This is a genomic window from Lentzea pudingi, assembly GCF_014646255.1.
GTDB lineage: Bacteria > Actinomycetota > Actinomycetes > Mycobacteriales > Pseudonocardiaceae > Lentzea > Lentzea pudingi.
On record NZ_BMNC01000001.1, the window covers coordinates 107,795 to 128,282 of the forward strand.

General features: G+C 69.8%; 22 protein-coding genes. 9 read left to right on the top strand and 13 right to left on the bottom strand.

Annotated elements, in window-relative coordinates; genetic code table 11:
- Nucleotides 1–5: 5 nt before the first annotated feature.
- Complete coding sequence (locus tag IEY88_RS00545) at nucleotides 6–971, bottom strand: aldo/keto reductase (RefSeq protein WP_308425957.1); 966 nt, start codon at nucleotides 969–971, stop codon at nucleotides 6–8.
- Between the two features lie 171 nt (nucleotides 972–1,142).
- Here IEY88_RS00545 and IEY88_RS00550 point away from each other — a divergent pair, with 171 nt between their 5' ends.
- Nucleotides 1,143–2,003: a polyprenyl synthetase family protein gene (locus IEY88_RS00550; RefSeq protein ID WP_189152559.1), complete on the top strand. Its 861-nt coding sequence runs from the start codon at nucleotides 1,143–1,145 to the stop codon at nucleotides 2,001–2,003.
- On the opposite strand, the gene IEY88_RS00555 is transcribed toward IEY88_RS00550, so the two are convergent.
- Entirely contained in the window at nucleotides 1,995–2,900 is a 906-nt protein-coding gene (locus IEY88_RS00555; protein WP_189152560.1) for an NADP-dependent oxidoreductase, read from the bottom strand. The genes IEY88_RS00550 and IEY88_RS00555 overlap by 9 nt on opposite strands.
- Before the next feature lie 134 nt (nucleotides 2,901–3,034).
- Between IEY88_RS00555 and IEY88_RS45245 the strand changes: the two genes are divergently transcribed.
- Entirely contained in the window at nucleotides 3,035–4,288 is a 1,254-nt protein-coding gene (locus IEY88_RS45245; protein WP_189152561.1) for a helix-turn-helix transcriptional regulator, read from the top strand.
- On the opposite strand, the gene IEY88_RS00565 is transcribed toward IEY88_RS45245, so the two are convergent.
- Complete coding sequence (locus tag IEY88_RS00565; RefSeq protein ID WP_189152562.1) at nucleotides 4,285–4,626, bottom strand: iron chaperone; 342 nt, start codon at nucleotides 4,624–4,626, stop codon at nucleotides 4,285–4,287. The two genes, IEY88_RS45245 and IEY88_RS00565, sit on opposite strands and share 4 nt — an antisense overlap.
- A gap of 136 nt (nucleotides 4,627–4,762) precedes the next feature.
- Between IEY88_RS00565 and icmF the strand changes: the two genes are divergently transcribed.
- The gene (icmF, locus tag IEY88_RS00570; protein WP_189152563.1) at nucleotides 4,763–7,969 is read left to right on the top strand and encodes a fused isobutyryl-CoA mutase/GTPase IcmF; all 3,207 of its coding nucleotides are present in this window, start codon (nucleotides 4,763–4,765) and stop codon (nucleotides 7,967–7,969) included.
- On the opposite strand, the gene IEY88_RS00575 is transcribed toward icmF, so the two are convergent.
- Entirely contained in the window at nucleotides 7,966–8,652 is a 687-nt protein-coding gene (locus tag IEY88_RS00575; protein ID WP_229692969.1) for an MOSC domain-containing protein, read from the bottom strand. The genes icmF and IEY88_RS00575 overlap by 4 nt on opposite strands.
- On the bottom strand, nucleotides 8,649–9,083 hold the full coding sequence (locus IEY88_RS00580) for a nuclear transport factor 2 family protein (RefSeq protein WP_189152564.1): 435 nt from the start codon (nucleotides 9,081–9,083) through the stop codon (nucleotides 8,649–8,651). The genes IEY88_RS00575 and IEY88_RS00580 overlap by 4 nt, the downstream gene beginning before the upstream one ends.
- A 66-nt stretch (nucleotides 9,084–9,149) precedes the next feature.
- Between IEY88_RS00580 and IEY88_RS00585 the strand changes: the two genes are divergently transcribed.
- Nucleotides 9,150–9,728: a CGNR zinc finger domain-containing protein gene (locus IEY88_RS00585; protein ID WP_189152565.1), complete on the top strand. Its 579-nt coding sequence runs from the start codon at nucleotides 9,150–9,152 to the stop codon at nucleotides 9,726–9,728.
- Between the two features lie 84 nt (nucleotides 9,729–9,812).
- A complete protein-coding gene (locus IEY88_RS00590) occupies nucleotides 9,813–10,970 on the top strand; it encodes a hypothetical protein (protein WP_189152566.1) in 1,158 nt (385 codons plus the stop codon).
- Between the two features lie 18 nt (nucleotides 10,971–10,988).
- Here the strand turns inward: IEY88_RS00590 and IEY88_RS00595 are convergent, their stop codons facing one another.
- The gene (locus IEY88_RS00595; RefSeq protein WP_189152567.1) at nucleotides 10,989–11,639 is read right to left on the bottom strand and encodes a hypothetical protein; all 651 of its coding nucleotides are present in this window, start codon (nucleotides 11,637–11,639) and stop codon (nucleotides 10,989–10,991) included.
- Between the two features lie 158 nt (nucleotides 11,640–11,797).
- Here IEY88_RS00595 and IEY88_RS00600 point away from each other — a divergent pair, with 158 nt between their 5' ends.
- Nucleotides 11,798–13,363 carry a sensor histidine kinase gene (locus IEY88_RS00600; protein ID WP_189153464.1) on the top strand — a complete coding sequence of 522 codons (1,566 nt, stop codon included), beginning with the start codon at nucleotides 11,798–11,800 and terminating at the stop codon, nucleotides 13,361–13,363.
- On the opposite strand, the gene IEY88_RS00605 is transcribed toward IEY88_RS00600, so the two are convergent.
- The 5 genes from IEY88_RS00605 to IEY88_RS00625 form a co-directional block, all read right to left on the bottom strand.
- Nucleotides 13,356–14,198 (bottom strand): hypothetical protein, encoded by an 843-nt coding sequence (locus IEY88_RS00605; protein WP_189152568.1) that lies wholly within the window; start codon nucleotides 14,196–14,198, stop codon nucleotides 13,356–13,358. The genes IEY88_RS00600 and IEY88_RS00605 overlap by 8 nt on opposite strands.
- The gene (locus tag IEY88_RS00610; protein ID WP_189152569.1) at nucleotides 14,195–14,701 is read right to left on the bottom strand and encodes an RNA polymerase sigma factor; all 507 of its coding nucleotides are present in this window, start codon (nucleotides 14,699–14,701) and stop codon (nucleotides 14,195–14,197) included. Before IEY88_RS00610 ends, IEY88_RS00605 begins: the two co-directional genes overlap by 4 nt.
- Nucleotides 14,694–14,843 carry a hypothetical protein gene (locus tag IEY88_RS00615; RefSeq protein WP_189152570.1) on the bottom strand — a complete coding sequence of 50 codons (150 nt, stop codon included), beginning with the start codon at nucleotides 14,841–14,843 and terminating at the stop codon, nucleotides 14,694–14,696. The genes IEY88_RS00610 and IEY88_RS00615 overlap by 8 nt, the downstream gene beginning before the upstream one ends.
- Before the next feature lie 63 nt (nucleotides 14,844–14,906).
- Nucleotides 14,907–15,560: a response regulator gene (locus tag IEY88_RS00620; RefSeq protein WP_189152571.1), complete on the bottom strand. Its 654-nt coding sequence runs from the start codon at nucleotides 15,558–15,560 to the stop codon at nucleotides 14,907–14,909.
- Nucleotides 15,561–15,898: 338 nt separating this feature from the next.
- On the bottom strand, nucleotides 15,899–16,456 hold the full coding sequence (locus IEY88_RS00625; RefSeq protein ID WP_189152572.1) for a YceI family protein: 558 nt from the start codon (nucleotides 16,454–16,456) through the stop codon (nucleotides 15,899–15,901).
- Nucleotides 16,457–16,550: 94 nt separating this feature from the next.
- Here IEY88_RS00625 and IEY88_RS00630 point away from each other — a divergent pair, with 94 nt between their 5' ends.
- Nucleotides 16,551–17,084, top strand: a complete 534-nt coding sequence (locus tag IEY88_RS00630) for a MarR family winged helix-turn-helix transcriptional regulator (RefSeq protein ID WP_189152573.1) — start codon at nucleotides 16,551–16,553, stop codon at nucleotides 17,082–17,084.
- On the opposite strand, the gene IEY88_RS00635 is transcribed toward IEY88_RS00630, so the two are convergent.
- The gene (locus tag IEY88_RS00635) at nucleotides 16,989–17,933 is read right to left on the bottom strand and encodes a GlxA family transcriptional regulator (protein WP_189152574.1); all 945 of its coding nucleotides are present in this window, start codon (nucleotides 17,931–17,933) and stop codon (nucleotides 16,989–16,991) included. The genes IEY88_RS00630 and IEY88_RS00635 overlap by 96 nt on opposite strands.
- 71 nt (nucleotides 17,934–18,004) lie before the next feature.
- Between IEY88_RS00635 and IEY88_RS00640 the strand changes: the two genes are divergently transcribed.
- The gene (locus IEY88_RS00640) at nucleotides 18,005–18,154 is read left to right on the top strand and encodes a hypothetical protein (protein WP_189152575.1); all 150 of its coding nucleotides are present in this window, start codon (nucleotides 18,005–18,007) and stop codon (nucleotides 18,152–18,154) included.
- Here IEY88_RS00640 and IEY88_RS00645 read toward each other — a convergent pair.
- Nucleotides 18,147–19,256 carry a citrate/2-methylcitrate synthase gene (locus tag IEY88_RS00645; protein ID WP_189152576.1) on the bottom strand — a complete coding sequence of 370 codons (1,110 nt, stop codon included), beginning with the start codon at nucleotides 19,254–19,256 and terminating at the stop codon, nucleotides 18,147–18,149. The genes IEY88_RS00640 and IEY88_RS00645 overlap by 8 nt on opposite strands.
- 42 nt (nucleotides 19,257–19,298) lie before the next feature.
- Here IEY88_RS00645 and IEY88_RS00650 point away from each other — a divergent pair, with 42 nt between their 5' ends.
- Nucleotides 19,299–20,420 (top strand): citrate synthase, encoded by a 1,122-nt coding sequence (locus IEY88_RS00650; RefSeq protein WP_189152577.1) that lies wholly within the window; start codon nucleotides 19,299–19,301, stop codon nucleotides 20,418–20,420.
- Nucleotides 20,421–20,488 lie beyond the last annotated feature (68 nt).

Sequence of the window (20,488 nt, forward strand, 5' to 3'; positions counted from 1 at the left end):
GTAGGTCAGGAGTGGCCGGCGACGCGGTGTGGCTGGTAGCCCGACTCCAGCTGCTTCACCTCGTCGTCGGTGAGCTCGAAGTCCAGCGCCGCCACCGCGTCGTCGAGCTGCGCGGGCTTGGTGATGCCGACGATCGGCGCCGTCACCACCGGGTTGCGCCGCAGCCACGCCAGCGCGACCTGCGCCCGTGACACCCCGCGGTCCGAAGCGACGGCGGCGACCTGGTCGACGATCGCGCGGTCCGACTCCAGGTACAAAGTGGACCCGAACTCGTCGGTCTCGGTGCGCGCGGTCGTCGCGTCCCAGTCGCGGACCAGACGGCCGCGGGCCAGCGGGCTCCACGGGATCACGGCGATGCCCTGGTCCGCGCAGAACGGCAGCATCTCGCGCTCCTCCTCGCGGTAGAGGAGGTTGTAGTGGTTCTGCATCGACACGAACTTCGTCCAGCCGTTCTCCCGTTGCGTGAACAACGCCTTGGCGAACTGCCACGCGTACATGGACGACGCACCGATGTACCGCGCCTTGCCGGACTTCACGACGTCGTGCAGTGCTTCCAGCGTTTCCTCGAGCGGGACCGTGCCGTCGAAGCGGTGGATCTGGTACAGGTCCACGTAGTCGGTGCCGAGGCGGCGCAGCGAGTTGTCGATCTCGGCGAGGATCGACTTGCGCGACAGGCCGTAACCGTTGGGGCCCTCGTGCATGCGGTGGTGCACCTTGGTGGCGAGTACGATCTCCTCGCGCCGGCCGAAGTCGCGCAGCGCGAGGCCGGTGATCTCCTCCGAGGAGCCGGCCGAGTACATGTTCGCGGTGTCGAAGAAGTTGATGCCGGCGTCGAGCGCGGCCTTGACGAACGGCCGGGAGTCCTCCTCCGGCAACGACCACGGGTGACCGCCCCGTTCCGGGTCTCCGTAGCTCATCATGCCGAGGCAGATCTCGGACACGTCCATGCCGGCCAGCTTGGTGTAGCGCACTGTCAGCCCCTCAGCGATCACGGTCGGGTGATGGTGACGACAACCCGTTCACCGTCGAACCTAGTCGCGCTCCCCGGATCGTGCCTCTGTTTAACACGACAGTGGTTTTCGGTCCGGATTGCCTGATCAGCGGGTTTAGCGTGATTTCCCGGGGTCTGAGAGGAAACGCGCATGACGAGCATCGACGTGGTCGCGCCGCCGCAGCACGTGCTGGAGCGCGCCCGTGCCGCGGTCGAGCCGTTGCTGGGCGCGGCGCTGGCGGAACTCCCGGACGAAACGCGTGAAGTGGTCGAGCGCGGACTGGCACGGCAGGACTTCTCGACGGCCGCGCTCGTGCTGCTCTCCGCCGAGGCGTTCGGTGACGCCGACGTGACGAAGACGGCTGTCGCGCTGGAGTTCGCGCACCTGCACGAACAACTGCACGCGGACCTCATGGCTCGCGGGCCCGTGCGGGAGGTGTTCGGTGCCGACCGGGTCGTCTCGGCGGCCGACGCCCTGCTCTCGCTCGCCTGCGCCCGGCTCACCCGGACCGGGGTGATGGTCCTCAACGTCGCGCTGATGTCCGTTGTGGACGGTTACGTCCAGGAGATCGGCATGGACGAACGTGACGACGTGGAGATGGCGGAGCACCTGGGGGTGGCGGCGGCCAAGCACAGCGCCCTCACCGCGGCGGCGTGCGAGCTCGGCGCGCTGGCCGCCGGTGCGAGCGCGAGCCAGGCCCGCCACCTCAGGGAGTTCGGCGACGACGTCGGCCTGGCGCGCAAGCACGTCGACGACGTCCTGGCCCCGCAGGCCGGTCCGCGCACCCTCCCCGTGGTGGCGGCGGCAATCGCCGGCATCACGGTCGACGGCGCGCGGAAGTGGTGCGAGCAGCAGGCCGACCTGCTGCTCGCCCGTGCCCTCCACCACCTGCGGCAGTGCGGTCCGAGGGCACGGGCGGCGAGCGAGCTGTCCGCGCTCGCCGAGGAGATCACGATCGCCCGGTGCAGGCCGGTCGTGCCTCCCCAGGCGGTCGCGGAACCGTCACTCTGACGGGCGCAGCACCACCTTGCCCGCCGCGTGCCCGGTCGCGACCAGCTCCTGCGCCTTGGCGGCGTCGGCCAGCGGCAGGGTCTGCGCGACCCGCACCGCGAGCTTGCCCTCGACCACCTGCTGGGCGTACTCGCCGAGCCGCGAACCGAACGGCGCGCCGCCGCCGGAGAACGTCACGCCCAGCTCGGCGGCCGCCGGGTCGGCGATGGTGATGACCCGTTCGGTGCCGCCGGCCAGTTCGATCGACACCGGCAGGTCGCCCTGTCCGGCGGCGTCGTACACGGCGTCGACGCCCTGCGGTGCGGCGGCGCGGACCCGGTCGGCGAGGCCCTCGCCGTAGGCGACCGGGACGGCGCCGAGCGAGCGCAGGTAGTCGTGGTTGCCGGGGGAGGCGGTGCCGATGACCGTGGCACCGCGGGCCACCGCGAGCTGGACGCTGACGGCGCCGACGACGCCCGCCGCGCCGTGGACCAGCAGAGTGTCGCCCTCGCCGACCTCCAGCAGGTCGAGCACGCGGACCGAGGTCTCGACGGCGACGGGCAGCGCGGCGGCGGTGTCCCAGTCGAGGTCGGCGGGCTTCAGCGCGAAGTCACCGGACAGCGCGTACTCGGCGTACCCGCCGGAGGTCCAGCCCAGGACCGCGTCGCCGACCGCCACGCCGGTGAGGCCCTCGCCGACCTCGTCGACGATGCCGGCCACCTCCGCGCCGGGCGTGATCGGGAACGGCGGCGTCATCTCCGCGGGCATCCAGCCGTTGCGGATCTTGTGGTCGAGCGGGTTGACCGCCGCCGCCACGACTTTCAACCGCACCTGTCCGGGACCGGCGTGCGGCTCGTCGACCTCGGTCAGGCTCAGCACTTCGGGGCCGCCGAACGTGGTGTAGGTGATCGCCTTCATCTCTGGCTCCTCCGTCGTTTTGTTGACATGTCAACCCTAGCGACGCGATGACCTCGGGATGCCCCGCACTTCGGCTAGTTCCCGCTAGCCGAAAGACCAGCCGGTCACTCGTCCGGGCGGACTACGCTCGAGCCATGGACCTGCAGAAGGCCGCTCAGGTGATCCAGGCGCCGCTGGGCGAGACGTTGTCCCAGCTGTCCGCGGTGTTCGCCGAGGACATTCCCCATCAGGCGATCGCGGAGCTGTCCAACTGCTCGTTCGCGCCGTTCAAGTTCCGCGGCGAGGCGCGGCGGCCGTCGGTCACGATCACCGACCTCGCCGCCCTGCAGGCGGTGCTGCCCTCGAAGGGGCCCTGGCAGGGCAGGGCGGTCATGGCCGGGGTCGACGTCCCGGTGGTCGTGCTGGTCAGCGACCTCTCCGTGCCGAGCGCGTTGCTCGTGCTCCTGCGCGCTGATGACACCCCAGTGCCACAGGAGGTCCTGGAGCCCGCCAACGCGCTGTGGGACGTCGTCACCGCGCACATGGAGGGCATGCGCAACGAGGCGGTACCCGCCACTCTCGCCGTGTCACGCGCAGCGGCGGCGGCACGCGCCGTGGCCATCTCTGACCTCAGCGACGCCTATGGCGCCTCGTTGACCGCGTTGCTCGGAGTGCTGCGCGACCGCGACGGGGACGACTCGGCGGTCCGGTCGCGTGCCGTCGACCTCGCGGTCACCGCGCTGGTCGAACTGCGGGCGCGGGCCGACCTCGACCGCGCGCAGACCGAGGAACGAGCGGGTGACGCCTTCGAACGGCTCGCGGAGTCGCTGCGGCGGGTCCTGCGCGGCCGCGACGTGCGACTCGACCTGGGGCCACCCGGTGCGGAGGAGGGCGCCGACCGCGTGGTGCCGACCGAGATCTCCTCGACGGCTGCCGCAGTGGTCCGCTCGACCGTGCACGCGATGCTGGACGACCAGGGCAGCGTCGGCCGCGTCCACATCGGCTGGAAGATCGTCGGTGCCGTGCTGCGGGCCACCGTGCGGGACGACGGTCCGGGCACCCTGTCGTGCGGCAGCCTCGACCAGCGCCGCGTCCCGGAACGCCTCGGCCCGCTCGGGGGACGGGTGGAGGTCGACGCGGTACCGGGCTGGGGCGCGACCGTCACGATCGAGGTGCCGCTCGGGCCGCGGGAGGCCCCGCGCGAGGACCCGCTCACCGTGCTGGGCGCGCGGGAACTGGAGGTGCTGGGGCAGCTCGCCCGTGGCCGGCGCAACCGCGAGATCGCCGGTGAGCTGCACATCAGCGAGTCCACGGTGAAGTTCCACGTGGCGAAGATCCTGGAGAAGCTCGGCGTCGGTTCCCGCGGTGAAGCGGCCGCGTTGGCGCACGAATGGGGCGCCGCGCGCTAGCCGATCTCGCCCATCCGCTGCCGGACCAGGTCGCGAACGACGTCGTCGGGCAACGGCCGGTCGGTCGTGAACCGGACCGTGCCCTTGGACAGCGAGAACCCGGTCAGCCGCTCGCGCACCACGTCCACGGCCGCGGGGCTGAACGGGAACACGGCCAGGTGGTCCTTCGCCGCCTTGAACCCAAGCAGCGGCTTGCCCTTGAGCCGGAGCGCGGCCATGCCGTAGCTCGTGCCCTGCTCGGCGTCCGGCGCGACCTTCTCGGCCAGGGTCCGGATCCGTTCGAACGCGGCCCGCGCCGGAGCGTCGAGTCCCGCGAAGTAGTCGTCGACATCGGCCATGCGGGCACGCTACCGGCGCGAAGTGCTCCGCGAGCGAACCTGTGGCAGGCGGCGGGATCATGTCGCTTCCTGCTCGATACAGAGACCTGGACCACGCTCGGTTGCACGTCCAATAGTAGGAAGTCAAACTATTCTCATGGCGACCACTCTGCACAAGCCGGCGAACCCGGTGCGCTTTGTGACCGCGTCCAGCCTGTTCGACGGCCACGACGCGGCGATCAACATCATGCGGAGGATCCTGCAGTCGCAGGGTGCGGAGGTCATCCACCTCGGCCACAACCGGTCGGTGGCGGAGGTCGTCGGCGCGGCGATCCAGGAGGACGCCCAGGGCATCGCCATCAGCGCGTACCAGGGCGGGCACGTCGAGTACTTCTCCTACCTGGTCGAGCTGCTGAACGAGCGCGGCGCCGGGCACATCCGGGTCTACGGCGGCGGGGGCGGCGTCATCGTCCCCGAGGAGATCGAGCTGCTGCACTCGCGCGGGGTCGCGCGGATCTTCTCGCCGCAGGACGGGCAGACCCTCGGCCTCGCCCGCATGATCAACCTGATGATCGAGGAGTGCGACCACGCGCTCACCGAGCCGTTCAGCCACGACGCGCTGCTGACGGGAGCCGACGAGGCCCTGGCGCGCGCGATCACGCACATCGAGGCCGGTACCGCCGAGCCTCTGGAGACCACCCGCAAGGTGCCCGTGCTGGGCATCACGGGCACCGGTGGCTCGGGCAAGTCGTCGCTCACCGACGAGCTGGTGCGCCGGTTCCGGCTCGACCAGCAGGACAAGCTGCGCATCGCCGTGCTCGCCGTCGACCCGACGCGCCGCCGTGGTGGTGGCGCGCTCCTCGGCGACCGCATCCGCATGAACTGCCTCGACGGCGACCGCGTGTTCTTCCGTTCGCTGGCCACGCGCCGTGCGGGCAGCGAGATCCCGGACGGCCTGGAGCAGGCCATCGTGGCGTGCAAGGCGTCCGGTGCCGACCTGGTCATCGTCGAGACGCCCGGTATCGGTCAGGGTGACGCGGCCATCGTGCCGTTCGTCGACTTCTCGCTGTACGTGATGACGCCGGAGTTCGGTGCCGCGTCACAGCTCGAGAAGATCGACATGCTCGACTACGCCGACGCCGTGGCGATCAACAAGTTCGAACGCCGTGGAGCCGAGGACGCGCGCCGTGACGTCGCACGGCAGATGGTGCGCAACCGCGAGGCGTTCGGCGTGAAGTGGGAGGACATGCCGGTCTACGGCACGTCCGCCGCGACGTTCAACGACGACGGCGTGACGGCGCTGTACCAGTTCCTGCGCGACGGCCTGGTCGACCACGGTCTCGCGGTCGAAGAAGGCGCGCTGGTCACCGTGACCGGCAAGACGTCGACCTCCGCGTCCACGGTCGTGCCCGCCGCCCGCGCCCGCTACCTCAGCGACATCTCGGACACCGTGCGCGGCTACCACCGCAGGACCGACGAGCAGGTCGCCGCCGTCCGCACGCACACGCAGCTCTCCGGCGCGCAGAAGGCCCTCGAAGCCGCGGGCAAGGGCGTCACGGACATCACCGAACTGGTCTCCGACGCCGAGCGCAAGCTCGACCGGGAGACGACCGCTCTGCTGCAAACGTGGCCGGCGACCGTCGAGCAGTACTCCGGCGACGAGCTCGTGTTCAAGGTGCGGGACAAGGAGATCCACACGTCGCTGACGCGGGAGACGTTGTCCGGCAACAAGGTCCGCCGGGTCAGCCTGCCGCGCTACGACGACGAGGGCTCGCTGCTGCGGTTCCTGCGCAAGGAGAACCTGCCGGGCTTCTTCCCCTACACCGCAGGGGTCTTCCCGTTCAAGCGCGAGGGCGAGGACCCGGCGCGCATGTTCGCGGGCGAGGGTGACGCGTTCCGCACCAACCGCCGGTTCAAGTACCTGTCGAAGGGCAACCCGGCCACGCGCCTGTCGACGGCGTTCGACTCGGTGACGCTCTACGGCCGCGACCCCGACACCCCGCCGGACGTCTACGGCAAGATCGGCACGTCCGGCGTCTCGATCGCGTCCCTGGACGACATGAAGGCCCTGTACGACGGCTTCGACCTGGTGGCGCCGACGACGTCCGTGTCGATGACGATCAACGGCCCGGCGCCGACGATCCTCGCCTACTTCCTCAACACCGTCATCGACCAGCAGGTCGCGAGGTTCACGGCCGACGAGGGCCGGGAGCCCACTGCGGACGAGCACGCGAAGATCAGGGCGTTCGCGCTGGCCAACGTCCGCGGCACCGTTCAGGCCGACATCCTCAAGGAGGACCAGGGCCAGAACACCTGCATCTTCTCCACGGAGTTCTCGCTGCGCATGATGGCGGACATCCAGGAGTGGTTCATCCAGCAGCAGGTGCGGAACTTCTACTCGGTGTCGATCTCGGGCTACCACATCGCCGAGGCCGGGGCAAACCCCATCAGCCAGCTCGCCTTCACGCTCGCCAACGGCTTCACCTACGTCGAGTCGTACCTCGCGCGCGGCATGAACATCGACGACTTCGCGCCGAACCTGTCGTTCTTCTTCTCCAACGGCATGGACGCCGAGTACAGCGTCATCGGCCGCGTGGCACGCCGGATCTGGGCCGTGGCCATGCGCGACCGCTACGGCGCCGCGGAGCGTTCGCAGAAGTTCAAGTACCACGTGCAGACCTCAGGTCGTTCGCTGCACGCGCAGGAGATGGACTTCAACGACATCCGCACGACGCTGCAGGCCCTCTGCGCGTTGTACGACAACTGCAACTCCTTGCACACCAACGCTTACGACGAGGCGATCACCACTCCCACGGAGTCGTCCGTCCGCCGCGCGATGGCCATCCAGATGATCATCAACAAGGAGTGGGGTCTCTCCGCGAACGAGAACCCGCTGCAGGGCTCATTCGTGATCGACGAGCTGACCGACCTCGTCGAGGAGGCCGTGCTGATGGAGTTCGACCGCATCTCCGAACGCGGCGGCGTGCTCGGCGCGATGGAGACCGGCTACCAGCGCGGCCGCATCCAGGACGAGTCGATGCTCTACGAACAGCGCAAGCACGACGGCTCGCTGCCGCTGATCGGCGTCAACACCTTCCTGCCGGAGGACGGCACGCGCGAGGTCGTGAAGATCGAGCTCGCCCGCGCCACCGAGGAGGAGAAGGAGTCGCAGGTCGACCGCACGCGCGCCTACCAGGCCGCACACCGCGACGAGGCCCAGAAGGCGCTCGCGCGGCTGCGTGAGGTGGCGCAGACGAACGAGAACGTGTTCGCCGTGCTGATGGACGCGGCCCGCGTCTGCACGCTCGGCCAGATCACCGAGGCGTTCTTCGAGGTGGGCGGGCAGTACCGCCGCAACATCTAGACCGCGTAGGGCCGGCCGACGATCCACCCGCCGACGTGCGCGGGCAGTTCGTCGGTCGGCACCAGCTCCACCGGGTCTCCCACGTTCACCACGCCTGGCCGCACCACCCAGCTGTCCAGGCACAGCACGCCACCGAACTCGTGCCGGATCCGCCGGTGCACGTCCAGGTCCTGCGCGCCGGTGTCCGGGTCGATCGTCGTCACCACGCACCGGGCGCGCTTCTGGTACATCCCGATCACGACGTCACCGACGACCAGCGCGTGCCCCGGCCAGGAGTCCTCCTCGCCGGCCTCGACGCCGCCGATCAGGACGTTGGGCCGCAGCCGCCGCACGTCGACGCCCGCGGCCTGCACCTGGCCGTCCGTGGCCACCAGGACGTTGAGCACGTCGAAGCGCTCCGGACCGGTGTAGCGGGTGAGCCTGCCGCCGAACGGGAGCACCTTCTCGTGCGCCTGCCAGCTGTCCCAGGGGTGTCCGTCCACCAGCGGTCCGTCCGGTCCGGTGGAGGCGGGGATGGTGAGCAGGCCGTAGCGGGTGCGGCCCGTCAGCACGCCACGCGGCCCCTGCACGTGCACCAGCCGGTCGCCCTCGACGCCGTCCTCCGTGAACGTGGCCTGCTCCAGCTCCTCGCCGCCCAGCGACTTCACCGGGTAGCGCCACAACGCCTTGACGTGCACGGTCACTCCTGCGGGATCTCGTAGGTGGAGTTCGGGTCGACGCGGCGATCGGCCTCGGTGATCTGCACGTCGTTGATACTCGCCTCGCGCCGCGACATCAGGCCGGACTCGGCGAACTCCCAGTTCTCGTTGCCGTAGCTGCGCCACCACTGGCCCTCGTCGTCGTGCCACTCGTACTGGAAGCGCACGGCGATGCGGTTGCCGCCGAACGCCCACAGCGACTTGCGCAGCGCGTACTCGTGCTCGCGCTCCCACTTCCTCGTCAGGAACGCGACGATCTCCTCGGTGCCGTGGACGAAGTCGGACCTGTTGCGCCACAACGAGTCGGGCGTGTACGCGCCGGCGACGCGGATCGGGTCCCGGGTGTTCCAGGCGTCCTGGGCCGCCTGCACCTTCAGGCGTGCGGTCTCGGCGGTGAACGGGGGCACGAGTGTCACGACGGTCCTTCCAACGGTTGCTCGACGCTGCAAACGTTAGAACGTTGTCCTAACGGATGCAAGCCCGTGTTACCGTTAGACGTGCTGACGCCCGACGAACCCCGCCCGGTCCTGCTGATGAACACCGTCTGGGCCAATCGGTCGCAGGTGCACGACGACCTGACGACTGTCGGTGGGCTTCGCGACTTCCTGGGCGTTCCGGCGGACCAGGCCGACCTGACCGCGTTCCGCGCGCTGCGGCAGGCGTTGCGGGACCTCGCCGGCGTGCTGACGGAGGACACGCGTGCGGTCGCGCAGGATCGCGACCTGGACCGGGCCGTGGCCGAGGTCAACCGTGCGGCCCGCAGTGCGCGGCGTTGGCCGCAGCTGACCGTTCAGGACGGCGAACTGGTGCGGCACAACGAGAGTGATGGATCACTGGCTGATCGAGAACGCGCCTCGATCGCCGCCGAGGCCGTGGAGTTGTTCACCGGTGAGGACAGGGTTCTGTTGCGCGCCTGTTATGCGCCGGGTTGCGTGCTGTACTTCGTGAAGGACCACCCGCGCCGGGAATGGTGCTCGCCCTCGTGCGGCAACCGGGTCCGCGCTGCCCGCCGCTACCGGCGCAATCGGGGTGAATCCCCTGGTCCGAACGGGTTTTCCTGATCAGTGGGGGTAAACATGAGGCGCCTCGGTTCCGATTGAATGGATAACAGTTGGGCGCTTTTTTGTGTGTGGTGGTGATCCACGATGTCCAGAGAATCCGTGCCAGGGCACGACATCAGCTATCACCTCGTCTGCTTCGACGAGACGGGCAACGAGCGGGGGCGCGACAGCGCGGACGTGCTGTACGACGCCCGGCAAGGCGTCACCGACGTCTTCTTCTTCATCCACGGGTGGAACGGCGACGTGCCGGCCGCCCGCGAGCAGTACGGGCGGTGGGTCGCGACGATGGCCGGCTGCCGGGCCGAACGTGAAGCGGCACACCGGCTTCCGGGCGGTTTCAAGTCCCTGCTCGTCGGCCTGCACTGGCCGTCGAAGGCGTGGGGCGACGAGGACGTGCGGTCGGACGAGTTCATCAGGGCGCAGGCGAACCGCCTCGGCGGGGGCGCCGGACGCACGGCCGCCGTGCGCACGATCGTCCAGGCGGCGCGGCAACACCCGTGCCGCATGTCGCCGACGGTCAAGCAGGCCTACGATTACCTGGAAGCCTCGGTTCCCGACCTGCCGGGCGAGGACGGGATGGCGTTCGACGCCGAGCAGCTCTACCGGGCGTGCCTGGAGGACCCGGCGCTGGGCGGGATCCTGTCGCCGTTGCGGATCCTGACGTTCTGGAAGATGAAGCGGCGCGCCAAGGTCTTCGGCGAGAGCGGGGCGGCGCGCATCGCCCGTGAGGTGGCGCAGGCCGCTCCTGGAGCGCGCATCCACCTGATGGGCCACAGCTTCGGCTGCATCACCGCCACGGCGATGGCGAACGTGGTGCCCGCCGCGACGCTGACCCTGGTGCAGGGCGCGATGTCGCTGTGGTCGTTCGCGGAACGGCTCCCCGGCGAACCCGGCTCCGGCCACTTCCGCGGTGTGCTCGGCAGGGTGCCCGGCCCGATCATCGTGACCACGTCGTCGAACGACTACGCCATCGGCAGGTTCTACCCGCTGGCCGCGCGGTCGGGCCGGCAGGTCGACCTGGACGAGTACCCGAAGTACGGCGGCCTCGGCTCGCACGGCGTGCAGGGCACCTACGCGCACGGCCACCGGATCAGCGCTCCCGGTGAACTCTCGCGCGGGCAGGTGCACAACGTCGACTGCACGTCGGTGATCCGCCGCATCGACGGGATCGCGGGCGCTCACAACGACATCTGCCACCCGGAGCTGGCCCGGTTGCTGTGGAAGGCGGTGATGGCCCGCTAGTGCCCGTCCACCCCGGACTCACCCCTCGCCCAGCCGCAGGACCACCTGCGGCACCAGGGTGTTGCCGAGGCACGGGCGCAGGTCCGCGCGCAACGCGGACAGGCTCACCGGGTGCGGCGCGGGCAAGACGGTGGTCCCCACGGTCCCGGCGGTCAGCACGACGCGCTGCATCGCCTGTCCCGCACGGATCTCCGCCGCCGCGCCCTGGTTGAACGTGCACAGCACGAGCTCGGCGCCGTTGCGGACGTGCAGCCACGCCCGTTCCACCTCGGCCGCCCGCGACAACAGGCCGCGCCACGAGGCCGGTTCGGAGGACGTCGTCCACGTGCGACGGTTCGTGCGCAGGGCGTGCAGCAACGCCAGCACGTCCGGGCCCGGCTCCTGGTAGCCGCCGAGCCTGATGGCGGCGGCCGCGTCGTGCGCGCTCGGGCCGGGCAGCAGCGTCACGAGTGGACGGATGCCGTGGCCCTGCAGCGCCAGCCGGATGTTGAGCAGCGCGACCCCGCAGGCGAGCCGTGTCTCGCGGCTGTGCGGGGAGGCGGTGTGCAGCTCGATCTGCTCGGGACGCACCTCGAAGCGCACGCCGGAGACCGACGCCATCGCGAGGGCGAGGACACCGCGCACGTCCTCACCCGCGAGGCCGAGGGAGTCGGGTACGGCGATGGTCATGGTCACCACTGTCCGGCCGGCCGCCGGGGTCAGCCACGGTCGAAGGTCCCCTCTTGCCAGGGCCGTGCGGGGCCGAAAAGTGTGCGAATCTAGGCGGCGTGCCTGACGTGCCTGGTCGCCGCGACCTCGACGAGCTGCTCGACGAGGTCCGAGACCGCATGGACGAGATCGTGACCACCCGCGACCACATGCAGGAACTCCTCGGCGCCGTGCTCGCCGTCGCGTCCGGTCTGGAACTCGAGCCGACACTGCTGCGCATCGTCCAGGCGGCCGTGGACCTGGTCGGCGCCCGTTACGGCGCGCTGGGCGTGCTCGGCACCCGTGACGACCTCTCGGAGTTCCTGCACGTCGGCGTGGACGAGGTGACGCGCGCGTCGATGGGCCACCTGCCCGAGGGCAAGGGCCTGCTCGGCCTGCTCATCAAGGACCCGACACCGCTGCGCCTGCGCGACCTCGCCCAGCACGAGATGTCGGTCGGCTTCCCACCCAACCACCCGCCGATGCACAGCTTCCTGGGCGTGCCCGTCCGCGTGCGCGACGAGGTGTTCGGCAACCTCTACATGACCGAGAAGATCGACGCGGCCGAGTTCACCGCCGACGACGAGGCCGTCCTGCAGGCCCTGGCCGCCGCCGCGGGCATCGCGATCGAGAACGCCCGCCTGTTCGAACGCTCCCGCATGCGCGAGAAGTGGCTCGAGGCGATCGGCGAGGTCAACTCCGAGCTGCTCGGCGGCGCGTCCGGCGAGTACGCCCTGCGCCTCATCACCCAGCGCACCGTGGAACTGGCCGGCGCCGACGCCGCCCTCGTCGTCCTGGGCGACGGCCGGCACACACCGCTCTCCGTCGCCGCCGGCGCGGGCGCGAGGATCGACGACTTCGACGCCTCCGACTACGCCGTCGACGAGGTGATCCGCTCCGGCGTCCCGTTGCTGGTGAACGACCTGGGCTCGGCCTTCGGGCCCGCCCTGGCCGTCCCGCTGCGCTCGGAGATGGGCGTGACGGGCGCGCTGGTCGTCCTGCGCCGGGGCGGCGGAACCCGCTTCCTGCCGGACCAGGTCCCGATGCTCGCCTCGTTCGCCGACCAGGCCGCCGTGGCACTGGAGTTCGCCGAACAGCAACGCTCCCAGCGCCTGCTCGACGTCCTGGAGGACCGCGACCGCATCGCCCGCGACCTGCACGACCACGTCATCCAGCGCCTGTTCGTCACGGGCCTCACGCTGCAGGCCACCCTGCGCCGCATCACCGAACCCGAGGTGGCCGCCCGCCTGCGGACCGCCGTCGAACAACTCGACGAGACGGTCCGCGAGATCCGCACGTCCATCTTCGACCTGCACTCGACCGACAACACCTCGCTGCGCCGCCGGTTGCTGGACCTCGTCGCGGGCCTCACCGAGTCCACGCACCTCAAACCGTCCATCCGCATGTCCGGCACCGTGGACAACTCGGTCCCGCCCGAACTCGCCGAACACGTCGAGGCCGTGGTGCGCGAGGCCGTCACGAACTGCGTGCGGCACGCCTCCGCCACCGAGCTGACGGTGCTGATCGACGCCGGCGAGGACGTGGTGATCACCGTGCAGGACAACGGGACCGGCATCCCGGCCGACGCCGCGCGCAGCGGCCTGCGCAACCTCGCCCACCGGGCCTCCCAGTTCGGTGGGTCGCTGGAGGTGCGGACTGTCGAGGGTGGCGGGGCGTGCCTGGTGTGGCGGGTTCGGCTCACGTAGACACACGGGTGCCGGTGCTGCCGGCGCGGATCTCGAAGACCTCGGGGGAGACCTGCACCGAGCTGTCGCGCACCCAGTCCTTCCAGTCGTGCGGCCACCGGGTGGCTGGTGACCAGCGCACGCCGTCGAGCGGGATGCCGGTGAGGTCGGCAGCGGTGAGATCGGCACCGACCATGCTGGTCAGGGCGGACAGGATGCGATTGATCGAGTCGGCCATCTCGGCCGCCAGGGCGTTGTCCACGAGGCGCCAGGAGGTGTTCGGCTCGAACTGCGAGAGCATGAATGAAAGTTTCGAGCGGCACAAGGCAGCGAGGCTGCGGGCATAACTTTCCGCATTCCGAGCGGAGTGTTCGGACCTCTGCGTGAGCGAGTGTGAGAGGTGTCGCGCGATGGAGCGGATGGCTGCGGTCCCGCTGCCGCCGTTGTCGAGTTCGCCGAGGAGGCCTTGCACCTCCAGAAGAGCGGCGGCACACACGTCGGCGTGAGCCAGGGCGTCAGGCTTCCCGAGCCAGTCGGCGAGAGAGCGGACGCGCGGCAGGTGGACGGCGAGCGTTCGCGCCTCGATGAGCCGTCGCACCGATAGCCGGACACGGGCGGCGAGGCGCTCCGCCGGTGACGACCTCGCGAGTTCGTCGGCGAGGGCGGCAAGTCCGCCGGCCGGGTCGGGGAGCGGAACCACCCGTGCAAGTCCTGTGTCGAGATCCATCGAGTCGCCGATGTGGGTGACCAGATCCGCGTGGGCACGGGACAGCGTCGCGTCCGCGAGCCCGCGGTCCAGGTCGAGCACGCCGTCGAGAGCGGAGAGCAGCGCACCCAGCTGCCGGTCGAGACTCATCGCGCACCTCGCTCACTCAGTGCCCGGCGGGCTTTCAGCAGGCTGGAGCGCACGGCTTCCGCAGCGATGCCCAGTTCCCCGGCGATCTCCGCCGGCTGGAACCCGGACAGCGTCCACGCCATGACCTGCCGTTGCCGCAAGGGCAACTCGGCCAGCACGACGAGGATGTCGTGCTGCTGCTCCCAGTTCTCGATGTCGGTGCCGCACAACGGCGGCGCGGGTTCGGGTGGGTCGGCCACCAGGTCCTCTGCGAACCTCCGGCGGCCGAAGGACCTCGACGTCACGCGATAGGCCCAGGCCCTGGGGTGGTCGATGTGGTCCCACGAGCGATAGGCCTCGATCATCGCGTCCTGCACGATGTCGGCCGCCTCGGCCAGTGTCGCGCCGTGCATCAGCACGAACGCGGTGAGCGGCTTGAACTGGGCGCGGTAGAAGTCGGCGAACTCGGTGTCGGTGGACGTGACACGGGCCGGGCTGGTCCGTGCCGGCCTGTCGTCAGACATCGCCGTCCCGCGTGATGCGCACCCGGATCTCCTGCCGGCGGCGCGTTCGTCTCGTCTGGTGTGAGAGCCGCAGGGCCAGGGCGACCACGGCCAGCACCTGTGTGCTCAGCCCGCCTATCAACGCCATCGTCGTGGGGTCCATGAAGATGAGGGGGACTGGGAGCGGCCCAGCGTGAACCGGCGCGATGCGGTTCACTCGAACGCACTAGTGCGTGGGCTTGTCGCCATCCTTGCGGAACTGCGAGGCGAACACGGCGGCCTGCGTGCGGCGTTGCATGCCGAGCTTCGCGAGCAGGTGCGAGACGTAGTTCTTCACGGTCTTCTCGGCGAGGAACATGCGCTCGGCGATCTGGCGGTTGGTGAGGCCCTCGCCGATCAGGTCGAGGACGGTGCGCTCCTGCTCGCTCAGCATGCGCAGCGGGTCGCCCTCCTCGCGTTCGCGGCGGATCCTGTTGAGCAGCGCCGAAGTCGTGCGGGCGTCCAGGAGGGACTGTCCTGCCGCGACGGTGCGGACGGCGTTGACCAGGTCCGCGCCGAGGATCTGCTTCAGCACGAAGCCGGAGGCACCGGCCATGATCGCGTCGAACAGGGCCTCGTCGTCCGCGAAGCTCGTCAGCATCAGGCACTGCAGGCCCGGGATGCGGCTGCGCAGCTCGCGGCACAGTTCGATGCCGTTGCCGTCGGGGAGCCTGATGTCGAGCACGGCCACGTCGGCCCGGGAGCCCGGCACCTTGGTCAATGCCTCCGCCACCGAGGCGGCGTCACCGACCACCTCGAGATCGGACTCCTCGCCGAGCAGGTCCGCTACGCCGCGCCGGACGATCTCGTGGTCGTCGACGAGGAAAACACGCGTCGCCATGGGGGTCACGGTAGCTCAAGGACCGTGGCGTGAGGGGGCCATCGGCATGCGGCTCACTGCGACGTTCGGGCCCGAGGAGGCGGCGGCGTCCGGGGTGCCACTCGTGGCGGCGATGGCGCACGAGCAGTCGCTGGACACGCGAATGTCCGGGTGGCTTCGGGAGCACCCGGACATTCGCGGTGGAACAGGTGGCGGGGGAGCGGCCGATCCCGTTGCTGCTCGAACCGGGGCGACGGGCCGGACCGCTCGTGGCCGGGTCGCAGGGGCGTGGCGGGTTCGCCGGGATGCCGCTCGGATCTACCTCGCGGGCCCTGGTCCTCCACGCCCCGTGGCCGTCGTCAGGCCTGCTTGACCGCGGAGATCTCGAACTCGAGCACGATCTTCTCGCCGACCAGGACGCCGCCGGTCTCGAGCGGGGCGTTCCAGGTCACGCCGTAGTCCTTGCGGTTGATCGTGTGCGAGCCCTCGAAGCCGACGCGGGTCTGGCCGTACGGGTCGACGGCCACGCCCTCGAAGGCGAACGCGATGGTGATGTTCTTGGTGACGCCCTTGATGGTGAGGTCACCCGAGATCTCGAAGTTGTCCTCGTCGACCTGCTTCGCGGAGGTCGAGACGAACGTGATCTCCGGGTGGTTCTCGGCGTCGAGGAAGTCGTTGGTGGCGAGGTGCCCGTCGCGCTGCGCGTTGCGGGTGTCGATGCTCGCGACCTTGAGGCTCACCGAGGCGGTGGTGTTCTCCGGCTTGTCACCGTCGATGGAGATCTTGCCGTCGAACTCGTTGAACGCACCACGAACCTTGGTGACCATGGCGTGGCGAGCGACGAAGCCGATGCGGGAGTGCGAGCCGTCGATGACGTAGTCGCCGGTCAGTTCGGAGAGGTTGGTGGCGGTGGTCATGGTGTCAAGTCCTTCGGTTGCTCGATTTGGTTGAAGTCTCACTCACCCTGCCGGAACGTGGATGATGTGTCAACTATTCCCGTATGCTGAACCGGTGACACGATGGTTGGAACCTGAGCAGCAGCGGGCGTGGCGTGCCTACGTCCGCATGCAGGGGGAGCTCAATGCGCATCTGAGCAGGCAAATGTCGGTCGACTCGGACATCTCGATGGCTGACTTCGCCGTGCTGGTGCAGCTCACCGACACGCGTGATGAGCGCGTGCGCGTGTTGGAGCTTGCACGGTCGTTGCACTGGGAGAAGAGCCGCATCTCACATCACGTCGCACGGATGGAGAAGCGTGGCCTGGTGCGGAGGGAGAACTGCCGCAGTGACGGGCGCGGGTCGTTCGTCGTGCTGACCGACCAGGGCCGGTCGGCGATCGAGGCGGCCGCGCCGGCGCACGCCGAGACGGTGCGCGCGTTGGTGTTCGATCTGCTCACCGACGCCGAGGTCGTGGCGCTGCGGGAGATCTCCGAGAAGGTCTTCGAGCGCCTAACGACAGGAGAATGTGCGGCGGTAGTCGCTCGGTGCGATGCCGACGACCCGATGGAAGTGGTGCCGGAGGAGAGCGGCTGTCCCGAAGCCTGACCTGGTCGCGACCGCGTCGACGTCCAGGTCGGTCTCCTCGAGCAGCCTGCGCGCGTGAAGCACCCGTTGGAGTGACAGCCACTTGTTCGGGGTGGTGCCGGTCTCCGCGGCGAACCTGCGCGCGAAAGTCCGCTCGGACATGACGGCGAGCTTCGCCATCGTCGCCACGGTGTGGTTGTCCGCGATCGTGTCGAGCACCCGCTCCAGCACCGGTTCCAGGCTGTCCGAGCTGCACTCGGGGATCGGGAGCTCCACGAACTGCCGCTGGCCGCCGTCGCGCTGGGGGGCCACGACCATCCGGCGCGCGATCGTGTTGGCGATCTTGGTGCCGAGCTCTCGCCGCACGAGGTGCAGGCACGCGTCGATGCCCGCCGCCGTGCCGGCGCTGGTGATGATGTCCCCGTCGTCCACGAACAGCACGTCGGCGTCGAGCTGTGCCTTCGGGAAGCGCTCCTGGAACGCGCGCGCCTCGCGCCAGTGCGTCGTGCAGCGCCGGTCGTCGAGCAGACCGGCCGCGCCGAGGATGAACGCCCCGCTGCACACGCTGAGCAGCGTCGCGCCGGTCTCGCGCAGCGCCTTCACCAGCTTCTCCGGGTACTCGTCGCGGACGCTCGCGGCGGGCAGGGCGACCAGGTCGACGCTCTGCAGCGCGTCGAACCCGTGCTCCGGCGTGATGCTCACGCCGCGGATGCTCGTCGGCACCGGCTGGTTGGGACTCTCCCCGCACACCCGGAAGTCGACCAGCGGCACGCCCTCCTCGGTCCGGTCGACGCCGAACACCTCGCAGAGCAGGCCGAACTCGAACGGCGCGACGCCGTCGATGAGCGGAACAGCCACCGATCGAAGCATGGCAGGATTTTAGCGCGCAGCGTCAGATCTGCCACTGTTGGCGGGATATTGCCGAGCGCAAACTTACTGACATGACTCTTGCAGCGATCGTCCTCGCAGTGGCCGCCCTCTCCGTCTGGCTCGACCGGCACCGTGACCGCACCGCTGGTCTGGCGGGCTCATCCGACGTCAACGACCGTGACCGCATCCGAGTGCGCGACGACCTGCGGTACCTCACCTGATGACGGGTGCCGGTCCCGTGTAGCGGGCGACCGGTCGGATGATCTTCGTGTCCTCGGACTGTTCGAGCGCGTTGGCGCACCATCCGACCACCCGGCTGCACGCGAACGTCGGCGTGAACATCTCGCGCGGGATGCCGCACTGTTCCATCACCACGCCGGCGTAGAACTCCACGTTCGCGTACAGCTGCCGGCCGGGCTTGAGCTCGGCCAGCAGCTCCGTGACCCTGCGCTCGACGGTGACCGCGAACTCCGTGAGGCGGGTCGGCTGCTCCAGGGCGATGCCCTTGAGCAGGCGTGCCCGCGGGTCCTCCGTCTTGTAGACGGCGTGCCCGAAACCCATGATCCGGTCGCCCTGCTCGATGCGCTCGCGCACCCAGGCGTCGATGTTGTCGGGCGTCCCGATGAGGTCGAGCGCCTCCAGCGCGCGGTCCGGCGCGCCACCGTGCAGCGGCCCGGAGAACGTCCCGATCGCCGCCGTCGCCGCGGACACGACGTCCGCACCTGACGACGCGACGACGCGTGCGGTGAACGTCGACGCGTTGAAGCCGTGGTCGATCGTGGCGATCAGGTACTGCTCGACCGCACGACTCGTCCATGTCGACGGCTCCAGTCCAGTCAACATGTACAACCAGTTCGCCGACGTTGACAAATCAACCCTGGGGTTGACGGGATCAAGTCCGAGCTTGAGCCGGTGCAGTGCGGCGAGGATCGTCGGCGTCATCGCGCTGACCTTGAGCGCGTCCGCCTTCCGCGTGCTCATCGGCGCGTCCCACATCGGTCGCGACGGCAGCATCGAGAGCGCGGTCCGCAGCCCCGCCAGCGCCGTGCACCCCGACCGCGCGATAGCGGGCAGCACCTCGCTGATGGTCGGCGGCAGCGCTCGCAGCGCCGCGGTCTCCTCCGCGAAGCGCGCGGCCTCGTCCGGGTTCGGCAGCCTGCCCTCCACGAAGAGGAACCACACGTCCTCGAACGACCGCGTCGTGGCCAGTTCGATCGCGTCGTGCTCGCGGTAGTGGTAGTAGCCCGCAGCACCGTTCACGTCCCCGATCAGGGTCGTGGTGACGACGACGTCTTTAAGCCCTTTGGGTGCATCAATCAACATGGATGGAAGAGTCCGTCAACATGTCTTGTACAGTCAACGTTGATGGAATCAATGTTGACGACGAATCAAGCTGCCCGACGCCTCGGCGTGAAACCGGCGACGGTGTACTCGTACGTCAGCCGCGGTCTCCTGACCAGCACCAAGGTGAACCGCCTGAGCATGTTCGGCGTCGCCGAGGTCGAAGCCCTGGCGCAACGCACTGGTGCGCGCGGAGCAGTGGCCGCTGTGACGGATCGCATCCGCACCCGCATCTCCCTGCTGGAGAACGACCACCTCCACTACCGGGGCCGTTCCGTCCCCGGGCTCTCGAGCACCAAGCGCTTCGAGGACGTCGCGCACTGGCTGTGGACCGGCATCGACTCGGAGGGCATGCAGTTCCCGGAGGGCCAGGAGATCTGGATGGCCCTCCCGGAGAGCGCCACCCTGACCGACCGGGTCCGCGTGGCCGTGGCCCTCGCGAGCGCCGGCGACCCGCTGCGCTTCGACCTCGACCGGTCCATCACCACCGCCAAGGCGATCATCGCCGACATCGTGGAGTCCCTGCCGCTGCTGGGCAGGCCCGCGGGCACCGACATCGCCGACCGCCTGTGGGCCCGCCTCTCGCCGGACCCCCCGCAGCCGGACCTGCTCAACGCCGCCCTGATCCTGCTGGCGGACCACGACCTGGCCATCTCGACCATGGCCGCCAGGGTCGCCGCCTCGGCCCACGCCCACCCGTACGCCGTCGTGTCCGCGGGCCTGGGCGCGATGGAGGGCCAGCGCCACGGCGCCGCCGCGACCATCGCGCACCGCTTCCTCGCCCAGGCCGCCACCGACCCGATGGGCGCCGTCGCCGAACACCTGCGGGCGGGCCAGCCGATCCCGGGCTTCGGCCACCGCGTCTACCGTGCCCGCGACCCGCGCGCCGACCACTTCCTGGCCCTGCTGCGCGCGCACGGCGACCTGGTGGCGGACAAGGTGATCGCGACCCAGCCGAAGACGTTCCCGAACATGGACCTGGCGCTGGCGCAGTTCGGGCTGATGTTCTCGATGCCGCCGACCGCCGGCGAGGCGATCTTCTCGATCGCGCGGATCGTGGGGTGGGTCGCGCACGCGATGGAGGAGTACAAGGAGCCGGGGCTGCGGTTCCGGACGATGGGTGTGTACACGGGCGACCGGCCGTAGTCGGCGCGCTAGGGGTGGGGCGATGGGCTGGCGCTGGGGCTGGGGCGCTGGGCCTGGGGCGCTGGCGC

Coding starts and splice junctions, on each gene's coding strand:
- IEY88_RS00555 (WP_189152560.1), bottom strand. CDS start 2,900: ATGAAGGCGATCACCTACACCACGTTCGGCGGCCCCGAAGTGCTGAGC.
- IEY88_RS00595 (WP_189152567.1), bottom strand. CDS start 11,639: ATGACCATCGCCGTACCCGACTCCCTCGGCCTCGCGGGTGAGGACGTG.
- IEY88_RS00640 (WP_189152575.1), top strand. CDS start 18,005: ATGACTCTTGCAGCGATCGTCCTCGCAGTGGCCGCCCTCTCCGTCTGG.
- IEY88_RS00620 (WP_189152571.1), bottom strand. CDS start 15,560: ATGGCGACGCGTGTTTTCCTCGTCGACGACCACGAGATCGTCCGGCGC.
- IEY88_RS00590 (WP_189152566.1), top strand. CDS start 9,813: ATGTCCAGAGAATCCGTGCCAGGGCACGACATCAGCTATCACCTCGTC.
- IEY88_RS45245 (WP_189152561.1), top strand. CDS start 3,035: ATGGACCTGCAGAAGGCCGCTCAGGTGATCCAGGCGCCGCTGGGCGAG.
- IEY88_RS00605 (WP_189152568.1), bottom strand. CDS start 14,198: ATGAGTCTCGACCGGCAGCTGGGTGCGCTGCTCTCCGCTCTCGACGGC.
- IEY88_RS00635 (WP_189152574.1), bottom strand. CDS start 17,933: ATGCTTCGATCGGTGGCTGTTCCGCTCATCGACGGCGTCGCGCCGTTC.
- IEY88_RS00600 (WP_189153464.1), top strand. CDS start 11,798: ATGGACGAGATCGTGACCACCCGCGACCACATGCAGGAACTCCTCGGC.
- IEY88_RS00550 (WP_189152559.1), top strand. CDS start 1,143: ATGACGAGCATCGACGTGGTCGCGCCGCCGCAGCACGTGCTGGAGCGC.
- IEY88_RS00650 (WP_189152577.1), top strand. CDS start 19,299: ATGGAATCAATGTTGACGACGAATCAAGCTGCCCGACGCCTCGGCGTG.
- IEY88_RS00610 (WP_189152569.1), bottom strand. CDS start 14,701: ATGTCTGACGACAGGCCGGCACGGACCAGCCCGGCCCGTGTCACGTCC.
- IEY88_RS00625 (WP_189152572.1), bottom strand. CDS start 16,456: ATGACCACCGCCACCAACCTCTCCGAACTGACCGGCGACTACGTCATC.
- IEY88_RS00615 (WP_189152570.1), bottom strand. CDS start 14,843: ATGGACCCCACGACGATGGCGTTGATAGGCGGGCTGAGCACACAGGTG.
- IEY88_RS00645 (WP_189152576.1), bottom strand. CDS start 19,256: ATGTTGATTGATGCACCCAAAGGGCTTAAAGACGTCGTCGTCACCACG.
- IEY88_RS00565 (WP_189152562.1), bottom strand. CDS start 4,626: ATGGCCGATGTCGACGACTACTTCGCGGGACTCGACGCTCCGGCGCGG.
- icmF (WP_189152563.1), top strand. CDS start 4,763: ATGGCGACCACTCTGCACAAGCCGGCGAACCCGGTGCGCTTTGTGACC.